Source organism: Endozoicomonas elysicola (assembly GCF_000710775.1).
In the GTDB taxonomy this organism is placed as follows: Bacteria; Pseudomonadota; Gammaproteobacteria; order Pseudomonadales; family Endozoicomonadaceae; genus Endozoicomonas; species Endozoicomonas elysicola.
The window spans coordinates 4,380,504-4,396,034 of the sequence record NZ_JOJP01000001.1 but is presented as its reverse complement, the minus strand read 5'-3'; the positions used below and the strand labels follow the sequence as shown (position 1 = coordinate 4,396,034).

Below are 15,531 nucleotides of genomic sequence, written 5' to 3'. Positions count from 1 at the left end.
TCAGGTATTAGCCTGACCACATTAATCAACAAGGTATAAGCCAAGGAAATAATGATGATAATAAAAAAATCCTTACTGGCTGTGGGAATGACCGCCCTGACTCTGGCTTCAGTCCAGGTAATGGCCAAGGTTTCTCCCGAAGAAGCTGAACGACTGAAAAATGATTTAACCCCTGTTGGCGCTGAAAGAGCGGGGAATGAAGATGGCACCATTCCAGCCTGGAATCCAAACTTCCAGATCCCTGCAGAATACAACGGAACTGGTAGCTATTACCCGAACCCTTATAAAGATGATGAAGTGTTGTTTACCATCACTGCCGAAAATGTAGACCAGTATAAGGACAAGTTGACTCCAGGCACTCAGGCCATGTTCAAGAGCTATCCTGAGACTTTCGAAATGAAAGTTTACCCGAGTCGTCGTGATGGCCGTTACTCCTCGCTGGCTGAACAGGAGGTGTTTAAAAATGCGACCCGCTCTGAGCTGATCGAGGGTGGTAATGGTGTAACCAATGCTTTCGTTGGCTTCCCTTTCCCAATTCCAAAAACTGGCATCGAAGCGCTCTGGAACCAGATGATACGTGCAGGTTCTTATGCTTCGGATGGTAAGTACTCGCAGATGGTCGTGTACCGAAATGGCTCAAGGCTTCATGGCCGTCAGCACACCGTCAGATACAGTCCATTTCAGGATGCAGAAAATCACACGCTGGAATCCTTTGGAGTGAATGGTGACGTTAATCCACGTATCTATCAGCTGACCCAGACGCTGAAGCCGACTCGTGAAAAAGGCAAGGGCGTTCTGGTTCATGAGTTTATTAACCCCAAACTCAAGCCTCGTGCTGCCTGGTCCTACATTCCGGGTGTCCGTCGGGTAAGAAGGGCGCCAACCATCAACTACGATAGCCCGCAGGGACTGGGTAATATGCAGACCACTGACGCCTTCCTGGGCTTCAATGGTGCACCAGATAAATATAACTGGGAGCTGCTGGGTAAGAAGGAAATTTATATTCCTTACAACAACTATGACTTTGAAAACCCTGAGTTGTCCTATGACGACATTCTTGGTCAGGGCCATGCCAATCCTGAACATATGCGCTATGAGCTGCATCGCGTCTGGGTGGTACGTGGAGTGCTGAAAGATGATGAGCGTCACGTCTATAAGACCCGTGAACTCTTTATCGACGAAGACAGCTGGCAGACCGTTTATGCCGATCACTACGACAATCGTGATGTGCTGTGGAGAACAACACATATTAATACCATTAATATGTATGACCTCCCAGGCATTGGCGGGCGCACAGAGCTCTATTATGACCTGATTTCCAGGGATTACATGGCTGCCAACCTGTTCAATGAAGAAGGTGGGGTTCCGAAGATGAACCACGAAGTTAAGCAGCTGTCGTATTTCACACCTAATAACCTGAGAAAGCTGGGAATGCGCTAATCGCGTGAATGGCTTTGAAAGTTGCTGTGGAAGTATCTCCTTCCCGGCAGCCTCTGAAGCAATCAACATGAAAGGACTTGATGATGTTTTTGGATCAGAGTGACGAGCAGAAAAAGCTGCGCCAGGAATTAAGGACCTACTTTGCCGAGTTGATTACTCCAGAGGTCAAGGCTGAATGTCACGGTAATGAAAGTGGTGAAACCTATAAGCGGGTCATCCGGCAGATGGGTGAGGATGGCTGGCTGGCCATCGGTTGGCCAAAAGAGTACGGTGGTCAGGGGCGCTCTGCTGCTGAACAGCTGGTCTTCTTTGAAGAAGCGCAGCTGGCCGGTGCTCCCATTCCTTTTGTAACGCTCAATACGGTAGGCCCTGCTCTGATCGACCACGGTTCTGAAGAGCATAAGCAGTTTTTCCTGCCAAAGATTGCTAAAGGTGAAATTCATTTTGCCATTGGTTATACCGAGCCCGGTGCCGGTACTGATCTGGCATCATTAGGCACGACGGCGGTGAAAGATGGCGATGATTACATCATCAACGGCACCAAGGTCTACACCAGCAGTGCAGAAGGTGCTGACTATATCTGGCTGGCGGCAAGAACGGATAAAGATGCGCCAAAGCACAAAGGTATTACGCTGTTTATTGTTGACTGTAAGGATCCGGGCTTCAGTGTAGCGCCGATCTATACCGTGGGTGATGTTCGCACCAATATGACCTATTACGAGAATGTACGCGTACCTTCTTCAATGATTATTGGTGAGTTGAACGGTGGCTGGAAATTGATTACTTCTCAGCTTAACCATGAGCGTGTGGGTCTGGCGGCTATTGGTATCAATGGCACGGGCCACTTCCAGAAAGTCCTGAACTGGGCACGGGAAGTGCGTGGTAATGGCAAGCGGGTGATTGATGAACCCTGGGTTCAGAATAACCTGGCTGAAGCCTACAGTTTGCTGGAAGCTATGAAGGTGATGAATAGCCGGATGGCCTGGGAACTTGGGCAGAACAAACTTTGTCCGGGCTTTGCTTCTGGTATCAAGGTATACAGTACCGAAGCGCTGATTCAGGTTTACCGACTTCTGCTGGATGTTATTGGTGCACCGGGTATGGTTCGCTCTGGGAGCGAAGGTGCTGTTATTCAGGGTGAAATTGAGGAAGGCTATCGCAAATGCCAGATTAATACCTTCGGTGGAGGGGTTAATGAGGTACAGCGAGAGCTGGCTGCCATGTTTGGTTTAAGAATGGCAAGGGCTGCACGTTAATAAAAAAGCCGGTGGAAGCCGGCTTTTTTTATGAGCTACAAATACTATTCAGAACAGACGGTCAGGGAACTTCTTCAATCTCTTCCATCTGAATATTGTTCTTTTTCCGAAACTCTCCTGGAGTCATGTCAGTCCACTTTTTAAATGACCGGTGGAAGGCACTTGGTTCATCAAAGCCCATCAGTGCTGCTACAGAGTTAATGGTTAGGTTTGGGCGACTGAGATAATCAATAGAAGCATCTCTGCGGCACTCATCTTTTACCTTCTGGTAAGAGGTACCCTCTTTTTCAAGTCGCCGCCGTAAGGTTCTTGAAGAGATATTCAGCAGTTCAGCCAGTTCATCAAAGCTGGGAATTCGGCGGGTAAAATTATAGCCGATCAGGGCCCTGATTCTTGGAATAATGCTGTCACTGCCTTGTTCGTCTTTAATGACAAATAACTGGTAAGGGGCGGTTTCCAGAAAAGATTCCAGAGACTCTTCCGTATGTACCAGTGGGGCATCCAGCATCTGGGCATTGATGACGATTGAGTTCTCCTGCTGGTCGAACTCAATCGGGCAGTCAAAGTAATAGCGGTAGCCGCTCAGATTCAGGCTGGGGGAACCCATCAGGTTAACCCGTTTTACCGCAATATTATTACCGATCAGCCAGCTGCAGAAGCGATGCCAGAGCGAGAGGCTATTTACAACACTCAGCTGTTTTGCGGAAGTCATTTCAGCATTGAATTTATTTGAGGCGCTGGAGTATACCAGTGTCGCTTCATTACCATCTGGGGCAATTCTATAAGGTGGTTCTGGTTTTATGGTGATTCCTCGAATGCCATAGGTCATGGCGGTGAATTCAGTGGTTCTATCCAGAGCCTTTCGTAATGAACTACAGTGAATAATGCAATAACAGAGCATCCGGAAAGTTCCGGGTGGCATTTTGTAGGTGGTACCCAGACCGAATGCTTCGTCCTGCATGGCACCGGATACTTTCCTGTATAACCTGCTGAAGGTAAGTGCGGGAACTTCCAGTTCCTCATCGGTATGTAATTCAAGCGGGTTAAAAGAGAGTCCCGCGTCATTGATCAGCTGGTTGACGTCATAACCCTGTTCCTGAGCCACTTTCAGTAATAGCTTGGCATACTTTGCCGGCATCAGATATTCAGTCATTGTTCTGGTCAGCTTGTTATTGTTTGGGATACAGCGCTTTGGAGGTAGATGTTAGCGATAAATCAGTCAGTTAACCAGAACTATAGCTTTGCTTTACGCACACTTAACTCTGTAAAAGCACAACACTTGTCACTGCTTTGTTCCAGTCTTTGGTTTACTATGTGAAACATTGTGAAAAATCTATGTGGTTGTATATTGTCGTATAAATAGAGAGGTGCTGGCTGATGGATAAAATTAATAACAAATCATTGCTCAGTGTTCTATGTGAGCCTGCGGATACAGCGCTGGCTATTGATAATCCGGCTAACGGTGCTGTGATCGGATATATTCCTGTTCAGTCAGAAGCTGAGGTTGAGGAGGCTATTGAAAGGTCCCGTCAGGCGCAGGGTGACTGGAAAAGGCTGACAGCAAAAGAGCGATCAGTTTTTCTTTGCCGCTGGTATGAGCTGCTCATGGAAAATCAAAATGATCTCGCCCGGTTGATGACTCTTGAACAGGGTAAACCACTGGCAGAGTCCAAGGGCGAAGTCGCCTATGGAGCATCTTTTATCCAATGGTTTGCGGAAGAGGCAAAGCGGGCGTATGGCAGTACTATCCCGGGACATACGCAGGATCGACGACTGGTAACCATCAAACAGCCGGTGGGTGTGGCGGCTGCGATCACCCCATGGAATTTCCCCATTGCCATGATTACCCGTAAGGCTGCGCCCGCACTGGCTGCAGGTTGCAGTTTTATTGTAAAGCCAGCCAACCAAACCCCACTTTCTGCCTATGCCGTTGCTGAGCTTGCCTGGCAGGCTGGGATACCAAAGGATGTTCTTCAAGTCGTTGTTCACCACTCTCCAGAAAAGGTTGGGGATATATTTACCCGGCACCCAACGATCAGAAAGTTGTCGTTTACTGGTTCTACCAGGGTTGGACGTCATTTGGTTGCCCAATCTGCTGAAACCATTAAAAACACGTCTATGGAACTGGGCGGAAATGCTCCGTTTATCGTTTTTGATGATGCAGATATTGATCAGGCAGTTCAGGGGGCTATTGCTTCCAAATTTCGAAATGCCGGTCAGACCTGTGTATGTGCTAACCGGTTTTATGTGCATGATGACATTCATGATGAATTTGTCAGCCAGTTTATTGAGGCTGTTAAAGGCCTAAAAGTTGGTAATGGTTTGGAAGAAGGCGTACAGATTGGTCCGGTTATTGATGCACTGGCAAAAGAGCGGATTCTTGAGAAAATTAATCTGGCTGTAGACCAAGGGGCAACAGTCGCAACAGGTGGTAAAGCCCTGAACGGTTGCTTTGTTGAGCCGACGGTTCTGACCGGTGTTCAGCAGCCCATGAGCTTTATCCAGGAAGAACTGTTTGGCCCGGTGGCTCCGATTCTTCGGTTCAGTAGCGATGAAGAGCTGATTAAACAGGCTAATGATACGATTTATGGATTGGCAGCTTATTTTTACAGCCGAGATATTAACCGTATCTGGAACGTTGCAGAAGCACTTGAATACGGGATGGTGGGGGTTAATGACGGTATTATTTCCACTGAACTGGCACCTTTTGGGGGTGTTAAACAGTCCGGCTTTGGTCGAGAAGGTGGGCAGGAAGGTATAGAAGAGTACCTGGAAACCAAATATCTGTGTTTTGGAGGTATTCATTAATTAATGGTCAGGCATTCTTTTTCCAAGAATGCCTGAATGCTTCTAGCTCTAATTTAAATGGCTTTTCAGCTTTTAACTGTCTGCCAAGTAACTGAATTTTGAGGTTTTATCAACCATATACTTTCACATTTCAACCTGTGCTGGCTCCTTAGTCCTTATATATGGAACTCAAATCTAACTTTCTGGTCAGAATTTAATCAATAATGATAAAATCTGGACTGTGCAATGGCTGGAATTGAATCTCCATTACCCCCTTTTTACGCACCACCCAAACTGAGTATTGAAAATTTAGTAAAGCTGAAATTTCTTGTCTGGGCTGTTTGGAATGCATTCTGTGTTTGCATTCTTCCTGTAAAAGCAACGCTTTATATTATTTCTACAGCTTGGAATAAATTTGCTGGAACGCCTATTGCGAGTCGTGAAGTGCAATGTAAGAGCGTTGATTCCAAAGTCAATCCAGACTATGTAAAAGCTGACGCTTCGGCTGACATGGGGATCAACCATGTCAATACAGCCGTTTCTGATCAACCTTCTTCAGTACCACTTCATCAAAAGGTTTCTACGCGGACGGGTGGGCTGAGTCAGCAAACCAGCCGACCTGCAGGATCTCCAGACCCTGTTCAGGTATCGAACCAGTCTCAGTATCAAAATGCTCAACAAAGAAGTCAATTGACTTTAACATCGCAGCAGAAAACAGGTGAAATAAATCAAGATAACCTCAATGCTGGGATCGCTTCATTACCTAGAGAGACTGAACAGCAGGTGGAGAGCAATGTATGTCGAAATCCACGTTCAGAGTATCTGGTAGAACAGAACCGATCTCGGGGGGGAGAACGATCGGATCAAGAGTTGTTACAATCTGTATTTGATGATTGTAGCCATGAGCATTGCTTGGTTCAGCAGGAAGAGGAAGACTTAACGCTGGATCTGGCTAATCAACCATTGTTACAAGATAGCGATGTTCGTCAGCAGAATGTTTTTCATCCACAAATTCAACAGGCAATTCTGTCTTCAATTCAGCAGAGTTGCCGGAGAGCTCCGGTAGATGTTCCAGAATTGTTTGTTCAGCTACCAGAAGAGGGTGGTGTAAGGGAGGCTTCTGTCCAGTTATTACACGACTGTCATGCTCAACAGCCTGATACTTCTGATCTACAAATGCAACAGGCAATCTTGGCATCATTTCAACAGGAGCCGCATATTAATCAGTTAGCTGCTCCAGAATTAGTTGTTCAGCTACCAGAAGAGGATGGTGTAAGGGAGGCTTCTGTCCAGTCATTACACGACAGCTATGCTCAACAGCCTGATATTTCTAATTCACAAATGCAGCAGGCAATCTTGGCATCATTTCAACAGCAGCCCCCAATGACCCAGTTCGCTGCTCCAGAATTAGTTGTTCAGCTACCACAAGAGGATCATGTAAGGGAGGCTACTGTCCAGTCATTACACGACAGCCATTCTCAACATCATTCTCAACAGCAGCTCCCAGTGACCCAGTTAACGGCTCCAGGGTTAGTTGTTCAGCTACCAGAGGAGGACGATGCAGGGGTATATACTCACCGGAGGTTGGACAGCAGTAATATTCAACAACAAGATATTTCTAATCAACGAACCCCACAGCCCATTTTGGATTCATCCATTCAGAAACTAGCATCAGTGACTCCGTCCGCCATTCCTATACCAGTTGTTCAGCTGCCTCTCAGAACTGTTTTAGAGCATGTAGTGCATGAGAATAAGAGTCGTAAAGCCGATCAACAAATTTATATTGATAATGAGAATGTCAGGGAAAAGTTGAAGGAGAAGGAAAAAGATTTCACAAAAAGTGGCATTAATGTTTCGCAAATACCTGAAGAAGCAATTCAGCAGTTTATCTCTGGATGGAAAATATCAAGAGATGAGTTTTACAGGCTCTACAGACCAACTCATGATCCAGAAATAGTGTTAAAACTAGCTAGAGAGCTTGTCGAGCATGTTGAGAAGGAACGATTAGCCCAGGAGCAAGAAAAAAGGGCTCGTGAGCAAGAAGCCAGATTGGCTAAAGAGGTGGCTGAGGCTGCTAAGCTTGCCGCAAAGAATAGATTAGTGGATGCTCCGCCTGAAGGTGATGATGGCATCTTTTCTATTCGCTTCCAAACAACAGGTGGTCAAAAAATAACACGCCGCTTCAGGCCTCGTGATACTGTTCAGAGCATATTTGATTTTGCTCATATCAATGGCTATCCACCCAGTGCTTTTATTTTCGTAGTGGGTGACGCTCCTGGTCATCGCCGGATCTTAGATGAACCATTATTGCCCCTGAGTGAGCTTCAGATGACGAACAGGTTTGTTGTCAGAATTGAGGAAAGAGAATAATAATTTCTCATAAGGATCAAGATCTTATAGAAGCCTCTTTTTATTATTACTTTGCAGCCTGATAGCGAAGCTATATCCGGTATAAGTTGGTATGTGTCGAGTAAATTCAGGCTAAATCACCAAATAGATAAAATCTGAAAAATATTCACATTATTGTTGATCTCACCTTTCAGATCATTGATATTAGAGTCCTGTAGCACTCAGGACCTAGTCAACACCCAAATAGAGTTCTATATCTACTTCTGACCCCACTTACCATAGGCTACCTGTGGTCAGACCGTAATCATGACTTGGTTGACCATGGACTGATAATAAGAATAAACCCAAGGCAGGTTTGTACCATGAGAGAAGTGAGACACCTTAACTTTGACTGGAAGTACAGTCCCGAGTTCAGGCAGGAATTTGTCGACTCTGGCTTTGACGACAGTAAATTTGAGGTCGTTCAGATTCCTCATGCCAATACAGAGCTGCCCTATAACAATTTTGATGAAAAGCGTTACCAGTTTGAGAGTTGCTATCGAAAGTCACTCTATGTTGAGAGTGAGCTTAAGAGCAAGCCTGCCATTCTCCACTTTGAAGGGGTGATGACCTATGCAAAGGTCTTTTTGAATGGCCATCAGGTGATGGAGCATAAGGGTGGGTATACCCCTTTTAAAGCCGATGTATCACGATTCCTGAAATACGGCGCGGACAACCAACTGGTGGTTTATGTTGACTCCAGTGAGAGAAGGGAAATTCCTCCTTTTGGCTATGTGGTGGACTATCTGACGTATGGCGGTATCTACCGGGAGGTCTGGCTGGAATTTACTGAACAGGTGATTGTGGAAAACTGCCATGTCCGTACCCGTAATGTGCTCAGCCCAGAGAAACTTCTTGATCTTAACCTCTATCTGACCAACTTTGCTCAACGCACTTCCACGGTTAATCTGGAGTTTTCGGTACTCAAAGAAGATCAACCCGTTCTGACGTTTCTGGAAACGGTTGATCTGACAGAGGATAGTCATCAACAGCTCAATATTCAGCAGATCATTAGCGGTGTGGAGCTATGGGATACCGAAAACCCTAACCTCTATATTCTTGACGTTAAAATAAAAAACCATGATCGTTTGATTGATCAATCTTCTTTCCGATTTGGTTTTCGTCAGGTTGAGTTTAACAATGATGGCTTTTTCCTGAATGGTAACCGTCTGAAAATTCGCGGTCTTAATCGTCATCAGTCTTTCCCTTATGTCGGCTATGCCATGCCCAAGCGTGTGCAGCAGAAGGATGCTGAGATACTCAAGCAGGAACTGGGGCTGAACACGGTTCGTCTTTCTCACTACCCGCAAAGCAATCACTTTCTTGATCGGTGCGATGAGCTGGGCTTGCTGGTGTTTGATGAAATTCCTGGCTGGCAGCACATTGGTGAGAAAGGTGAATGGTGGGATATCACCCTGCAGCATGTTGAGGAGATGATAAAAAAGGACTGGAACCGGCCCAGTATCTTTATCTGGGGCGTGCGGATTAATGAGTCAGAAGATTGTGACGCGCTTTACCAGGAGACCCGCCGGCTGGCCAAGTCACTGGATGATACACGGCCGACGGGGGGCGTGCGTTGCCGTAAAGACAGTAATTTGATCGAGGATGTCTATACCTACAACGATTTTGTGCATAACGGCAAAACCCACGGTTTGGACCGGCCAAAAGACGTTATTGGTTACGATGCGCCTTATCTGGTGACAGAGCACAATGGCCATATGTTTCCCACCAAGCAGTTTGACTCCCAGGAGCATCGTCTTGAGCATGCGCTCCGACACCTGAGGGTGTTGGATGCCATGTACGGGGATGATGGTATTGGTGGGGCCATTGGCTGGTGTATGTTTGATTACAATACCCACAAAGATTTTGGCAGTGGTGACCGGATCTGTTATCACGGCGTTATGGATATGTTCCGTATTCCAAAATATGCCGCGGCCACCTACGCTTCCCAGCAGAATCAAACACCGTATCTGAAAGTACTCAGCAATATGCGAATGGGGGATTACCCAGGCAGCGAGCTCAGTGATGTTCATGTGTTTACGAACTGCGATTACATCAAACTGTATAAAAACGACCAGTATATAGAGACTTTTTATCCGGCCAGAGAGCAGTACCCCCATGTTCCTAACCCACCCATTATCATTGATAACTTTATTGGTAACCTGATTGAAGAGAATGAGTCTTTCAGTAAATCGGATTGTCGCCTGATGAAGTCACTGTTAATTGAGGTCAGCAGGGTTGGGCTGGAAGGACTTTCGCTGTTCAGCAAGCTGAAGATGCTCTATCTGTTGAAAAAGAACCGGATGAAGCTCAGTGATGGGGTTGCCCTCTATGGTAAATACGTCGGTGGCTGGGGTGATTCAGCAACTACCTTCCGTATCGAAGGCTATCGGGGCAGTGAGCTGGTATGTACGCAAAGCTGTCAGCAATCCTTTGAGCAGCGACTGGATGTTCAGGTTGATGATGTTGATCTTCTGGAAGATGAAACCTACGACACAACACGTTTTGTAATTCGCTGTCTTGATGAGGGAGATAATGTGCTGACCTATGCCAGCGATACGCTCAATATCGAAACCGAAGGGCCGGTTGATGTGATTGGCCCGAAAAGTATTGCACTGGTGGGTGGTGGTATTGCTTTCTGGGTCAGGACAACCGGGGTTTCCGGAGAAGCCATTGTCCGCATTCGAAATGAGCGCTTTGGTGTGGTTGAACAGCGTATACAGGTCTCTAAACAGAGCCAGGCCTCAATACGGCATGAAAAGTCTGAACAGGCAGTCTGTCTGGAGTAAAAATAGAAGGTGGATCTGTGATATATTCTTTTCTGATTTGATTATTCGGTCGGTCAGGATATGAGCTGTTGCAGCTCTATTAAGCTGGATAGTTTGACTGCCCTGAAGCCCTTGGTCATAAAGGGCTTGGTTATTTATTCAGGCTGAAACGTTTATGAGTGAAACCATTGCCCCTGCAAAAAGTCGGCAGAAAAGAAGAAATCCCAGTCAGGAGCGTAGTCGCTCCAGGGTAGATGCGATTCTTAACGCAACACGTGATATTGTCAGTGAAAAAGGGACCAGCGGTCTTAAGATTCATGAACTGGCTGAGCGTGCCGGAGTAACACCAAGCTCGATCTATCAGTATTTTCCCAATAAACGGGCGATTATTCAGGCATTGGATGAACGTTACATCAGCACTACCAATGATCTGATCATTCAACGGTTGGAAGGTATTCAAAGTCTGGAAGAGGGCTTTCAGGCGCTGCAGGATATGCTGGATGAGTACTATGAATGGTATAAATCAGAGCCGGTGATTACCGATATCTGGTATGGATTGGCGTCGGATAAGATCGTTGAGAACAGCGAACTTCAGGTCAGTCGAGAGTCGGCAAAAATCATCATGGATGCCTTGTCGCCTTTTGTTCATAAAGACAAACTTCCTGAGCTGGAAAGCTATGCGCTGCTGATGACTCACCTGGCAGGAAATGCGGTCCGTCTGTGCATTATGGCTGGTGATGAAGAGGGAAAAAAGCTTCATGAGTCGTTTAAGCACCTGCTGCGCAGTATGGGCTTATTACTCACCTGGAAATAATTCTTCACTTCAATATCCCACTACAGATCGACTCTATACATTTGCTTTTCTCCCGGTACTGACTGGGAGAAACGGTCATGTATTTTCTGAACATCTTGGAAAAACCATGGACATCCTCATAGCCAACCTGAGAAGCCACGGTATCCACCGGTATAGGTGGCTGCTGCCTTAGCAGCTCACAAGCCCTTCGCATGCGGAAAGTGGTCAGGTAGTTTTTCAGTGATTGCCCGTATTTCTCACGAAACAGGCTGCTCAGGTGTTTTCGTGTAATACCGATCTCGCCCGAAATATCATCCAGCGAAATCTTCCGGTGATAGTGATTACTGATAAAAGCATGGGCTTGATCCAGATACGATTTGCTGCGGGTTCCGGTTGGATTTTCCTGGACCTGTTTTGTTGCCTGACACATCAATCCCAAAATTCGATATACCTGGCTTAATTTTTCCAGGGGGTTAACAGAATGCTCTTCAGAACTGAGAATCAGTGACTGTATTGCCTCTATTATTGAGTGAATGATCGTCATTGGGTAATGGAGGGTTTGCTGCTGGCTGTTAAAGCCAGCAAGTTCCAGGGCTGCTTCAGCCATCTGCCCCTGTATTCCCAACCAGCAGTATGACCAAGGGTTACTGCTATCACCCTGATAGATTGCTTTGGTGCCAGGAGGGATCAGAAAAATATCCCCGGCTTTGATCAGTACAGGCTCACTGTCCACTGATGTGTTGGGCAAGAATCGCCCCTCACCCTGATACACAATATGAATCAAAAAGTGCTCTTGTGGGCAGGCTTCATTGCGGTTGAGTGAGCGCTCATGCTCGCCGCAGTGGTAGAGAATAATATCCTGGGAAGGGAAGGGGGCTTTCTCAAAATAGTGATGGGTTTCAGGAGGATTGGATCTGTAATTATTCTGACTTTTTGCCAACATCTTCCGACATTCCACCATTCTGAGTGATCCACTAACCGCTTATAGTAAGTAGCTGAGCATATGGAATCATATATCCTGACTCCTTGTTCAGCCACTCTGCTTCGTTACAACGCCGGTCACATAGCTACGGCTATGCTTCCTCCGTTGTGCCTTGCATAGCACCTGCCCAAGTAGCCAGAAATATATGATTCCATATCCTCAGCTACTTATTACCAGACACAGATAATAATTAAAACATGTCGTTTAATTCGGTGGAGGGAGTCCATGCCAAAAATTACTATGATTGGTGCTGGCAGCACGGTTTTTGCCAAAAATCTTCTGGGCGACTGTATGGCCAGCCCTGCCCTGGAAGATAGCCATTTCGCACTGCATGATATAGATCCCAAGCGCCTTGAGCAGACAGCTCAGATTATGACGGCGATCAGCCGTACCTTTGGCTCGAAAGCAACCATTACGACTCACCTGGATCGCCGGGAAGCCCTTAAAGATGCTGATTATGTCTTTAATGCCATTCAGGTCGGTGGCTACAAGCCTTCAACCGTCATTGATTTTGAAATTCCATCCCGATACGGCCTCAGGCAGACCATTGGCGATACGCTGGGTATAGGCGGTATATTCCGTGGCTTGCGAACCATACCCGTGATGCTGGATATTGCCAGGGATATAGAGGAGCTTTGCCCTGACGCATGGTTGCTTAATTATACCAATCCCATGGCGATGGTTACCGGTGCCATGCTTCGGGCAACGGACGTTAAAACGGTAGGCCTGTGTCACAGTGTCCAGTGCTGTGTTCCAGAGCTGCTGAAACCCCTGGATATTCCGTTAAGCGGGGTAAAGTGGAAAATCGCCGGTATCAACCATATGGCATGGCTACTGGAGGTGTCACATAACGGGGAGGATCTCTATCCAGAGATCAAGCGCCTGGCGGAGGCTCGCAGCAAAGCCGGAAAGCATAATGACATGGTTCGCTATGAAATGATGAAGCGCTTTGGTTATTACGTCACAGAGTCTAGTGAGCATAATGCGGAATACCTTCCTTATTTCATTAAATCGACGGCTCCAGAGTTGATTGATCGCTTTAATATCCCGCTGGATGAGTATCCACGACGTTGTGAGGAATACGAGCACCTGTGGACAGGGATTGAGGCGGCATTGGGGGGCATGCTGACGGAAGAGATGGAAGCCCAGTTGATGACGTTGCTGGATGAAAATACCGCCAATGAGGTTCAGGGGCTGTTGAGTGCCTGGAGAAAAGGTGAGGCGCTGCCGCATACCCGCTCTGAAGAATACGCATCCTATATGCTGGAAGCGATGGAAACGGGGAGCCCATATACTTTCGGGGGAAATGTCCTGAATAGAGGGCTGATTACTAATTTGCCTGAAAATGCGGTAGTAGAAGTCACCTGCCTTGCTGACCAGAACGGCATTACCCCGACCGTTACTGGTGCCTTGCCTCCCCAGCTGGCGGCATTGAACAGAACCAATATTAATGTTCAGGACCTGGCCATTGAAGCGGCACTCACACGTCGGCGTGATTATATTTATCATGCCGCCATGCTGGATCCACACACCGCAGCGGAGTTGACAATGGATCAGATTACCAACCTTTGTGATGATTTGATTGAAGCCCATGGAGACTATTTGCCTGCCTATCAATAAATCTGAATTTTTTTCAGGTCTTGGTTGACATTAAACTGCCATGGTCAGATGATGGATTTTATTCATATTTTTATTCTCTGACCGTGCGGTTTACCAATGGATCATCTCAACATTCCCAGGGACTTTCTGATCGGCGCAGCAACCGCGGCCTATCAGATTGAAGGTGCTGTCAGAGAAGATGGGCGGGGTCCCAGTATCTGGGATACGTTTTGTCACCAGCCTGGTAACATTGATCGCGGCCATAATGCCGATACCGCCTGTGATCATTACCATCGTTATCAGGAAGATGTTGGCATCATGGATCAGCTTTCACTGGATGCCTATCGTTTTTCCATCTCATGGTCACGGATCTTTCCGGAAGGAAAGGGCAGGATAAACCCGAAAGGGTTGGCCTTTTACGATCGGTTGATCGATTCACTGCTTGAAGCAGGCATTACCCCATTCACTACGCTGTTTCACTGGGATACACCAGAAGCGCTGTACCAGCAGTATGGTGGTTTTGCCGGGCGGGAGACCTGTTACCATTTTGCCGACTACACAAAAACCGTTGTTAATCATTTTGGTGACCGTGTAAAACACTGGATTACGGTCAATGAGCCATGGGAGCACGCTACGTTTGGCCATCTGTTTGGCCATCATGCTCCCGGTAAGCGAAACCCCTGGACTTTCTGGCGAGCCATGCACCATATTCTTCTTGGGCATGGTATGGCCATGCAGGCCATACGCAGTGAAGACTCTACAGCAAAGGCAGGTCTTACCCTCAGTTATACCCCTATGCATATCAAAGGTAGCCGGGCTATTGACCTGGAGGCAGCAAAGACGGCCAATGCCTTTATGAACGGTATTGCATTTGACCCAATCTTCAAGGGGCATTATCCAGAGGTTTTATGGCAGCGCTTTCGATGGTTTCGGCCACCGGTAAACCCAGGTGATTTTGATATTATCCAAACACCCACCGACTTTACCGGACTCAACTATTACAGCCGTGAATTTGTCAGAGGTAACCGGCTTGTTCCAGGGTTAAGAGGCACGTTTGTTGCCAGAAGGCCAGAGCCAGACCCCTATCGATATACGGCTATGGATTGGGAAATTTACCCTGAAGGTTTTAATGAACTGCTGACATTGATGCGAGCGGAGTATGGCAATCCTCCCGTTTATATTACCGAGAATGGGGCGGCCTATTTTGACAAGGTTGATCATGGAATTGTTAGCGACCAGCCTCGCATCAGTTACTTGCGGTCCCATATCCATGAAGTGCTGAAAGCCAGGCAGGAAGGTACTGATGTCCGCGGTTATTTTGCCTGGTCATTGCTGGATAACTTTGAGTGGGCGAAAGGCTTCAGCACCCGCTTTGGCCTGGTTCATGTTGACTATGAGTCGGGTAAGAGAACCATTAAAAATTCAGGCTATTGGCTGCAGCAACAGATTCGGCAGAGAGGTGCCCTTGAAGTGCCTGCCGGTCTTATGACTTTAGAACGTGCCTGACTGTGGGTCAGG

At 46.9% G+C, this 15,531-nt stretch carries 10 protein-coding genes; 8 read left to right on the top strand and 2 right to left on the bottom strand.

Annotated elements, in window-relative coordinates; genetic code table 11:
• Nucleotides 1–51 precede the first annotated feature (51 nt).
• Both GV64_RS18530 and GV64_RS18525 read left to right on the top strand, forming a co-directional pair.
• Nucleotides 52–1,440: a DUF1329 domain-containing protein gene (locus tag GV64_RS18530; RefSeq protein ID WP_236632971.1), complete on the top strand. Its 1,389-nt coding sequence runs from the start codon at nt 52–54 to the stop codon at nt 1,438–1,440.
• An 80-nt stretch (nt 1,441–1,520) separates the two neighbouring features.
• Complete coding sequence (locus tag GV64_RS18525) at nt 1,521–2,696, top strand: acyl-CoA dehydrogenase family protein (protein WP_236632970.1); 1,176 nt, start codon at nt 1,521–1,523, stop codon at nt 2,694–2,696.
• 61 nt (nt 2,697–2,757) lie between these two features.
• On the opposite strand, the gene GV64_RS18520 is transcribed toward GV64_RS18525, so the two are convergent.
• Nucleotides 2,758–3,849, bottom strand: a complete 1,092-nt coding sequence (locus GV64_RS18520) for an AraC family transcriptional regulator (protein WP_020581265.1) — start codon at nt 3,847–3,849, stop codon at nt 2,758–2,760.
• Between the two features lie 224 nt (nt 3,850–4,073).
• On the opposite strand from GV64_RS18520, the gene GV64_RS18515 reads away from it, so the two are divergent.
• The 4 genes from GV64_RS18515 to GV64_RS18500 all read left to right on the top strand — a co-directional run bounded on the left by GV64_RS18515 (nt 4,074) and on the right by GV64_RS18500 (nt 11,453).
• Nucleotides 4,074–5,504: an NAD-dependent succinate-semialdehyde dehydrogenase gene (locus GV64_RS18515; protein ID WP_020581264.1), complete on the top strand. Its 1,431-nt coding sequence runs from the start codon at nt 4,074–4,076 to the stop codon at nt 5,502–5,504.
• A gap of 225 nt (nt 5,505–5,729) precedes the next feature.
• Nucleotides 5,730–7,853: a ubiquitin family protein gene (locus tag GV64_RS18510; RefSeq protein ID WP_020581263.1), complete on the top strand. Its 2,124-nt coding sequence runs from the start codon at nt 5,730–5,732 to the stop codon at nt 7,851–7,853.
• A gap of 341 nt (nt 7,854–8,194) precedes the next feature.
• Nucleotides 8,195–10,660 (top strand): glycoside hydrolase family 2 protein, encoded by a 2,466-nt coding sequence (locus GV64_RS18505; RefSeq protein ID WP_020581262.1) that lies wholly within the window; start codon nt 8,195–8,197, stop codon nt 10,658–10,660.
• Between the two features lie 154 nt (nt 10,661–10,814).
• Nucleotides 10,815–11,453 (top strand): TetR/AcrR family transcriptional regulator, encoded by a 639-nt coding sequence (locus GV64_RS18500; RefSeq protein WP_020581261.1) that lies wholly within the window; start codon nt 10,815–10,817, stop codon nt 11,451–11,453.
• A gap of 4 nt (nt 11,454–11,457) precedes the next feature.
• Here GV64_RS18500 and GV64_RS18495 read toward each other — a convergent pair whose 3' ends face one another.
• On the bottom strand, nt 11,458–12,375 hold the full coding sequence (locus tag GV64_RS18495; RefSeq protein WP_020581260.1) for an AraC family transcriptional regulator: 918 nt from the start codon (nt 12,373–12,375) through the stop codon (nt 11,458–11,460).
• A gap of 264 nt (nt 12,376–12,639) precedes the next feature.
• On the opposite strand from GV64_RS18495, the gene melA reads away from it, so the two are divergent.
• Entirely contained in the window at nt 12,640–14,034 is a 1,395-nt protein-coding gene (melA, locus tag GV64_RS18490) for an alpha-glucosidase/alpha-galactosidase (protein ID WP_020581259.1), read from the top strand.
• A 96-nt stretch (nt 14,035–14,130) separates the two neighbouring features.
• Entirely contained in the window at nt 14,131–15,519 is a 1,389-nt protein-coding gene (locus GV64_RS18485; protein WP_020581258.1) for a GH1 family beta-glucosidase, read from the top strand.
• Nucleotides 15,520–15,531 lie beyond the last annotated feature (12 nt).

Coding starts and splice junctions, on each gene's coding strand:
- GV64_RS18530 (WP_236632971.1), top strand. CDS start 52: ATGATGATAATAAAAAAATCCTTACTGGCTGTGGGAATGACCGCCCTG.
- GV64_RS18525 (WP_236632970.1), top strand. CDS start 1,521: ATGATGTTTTTGGATCAGAGTGACGAGCAGAAAAAGCTGCGCCAGGAA.
- GV64_RS18520 (WP_020581265.1), bottom strand. CDS start 3,849: ATGACTGAATATCTGATGCCGGCAAAGTATGCCAAGCTATTACTGAAA.
- GV64_RS18515 (WP_020581264.1), top strand. CDS start 4,074: ATGGATAAAATTAATAACAAATCATTGCTCAGTGTTCTATGTGAGCCT.
- GV64_RS18510 (WP_020581263.1), top strand. CDS start 5,730: ATGGCTGGAATTGAATCTCCATTACCCCCTTTTTACGCACCACCCAAA.
- GV64_RS18505 (WP_020581262.1), top strand. CDS start 8,195: ATGAGAGAAGTGAGACACCTTAACTTTGACTGGAAGTACAGTCCCGAG.
- GV64_RS18500 (WP_020581261.1), top strand. CDS start 10,815: ATGAGTGAAACCATTGCCCCTGCAAAAAGTCGGCAGAAAAGAAGAAAT.
- GV64_RS18495 (WP_020581260.1), bottom strand. CDS start 12,375: ATGTTGGCAAAAAGTCAGAATAATTACAGATCCAATCCTCCTGAAACC.
- melA (WP_020581259.1), top strand. CDS start 12,640: ATGCCAAAAATTACTATGATTGGTGCTGGCAGCACGGTTTTTGCCAAA.
- GV64_RS18485 (WP_020581258.1), top strand. CDS start 14,131: ATGGATCATCTCAACATTCCCAGGGACTTTCTGATCGGCGCAGCAACC.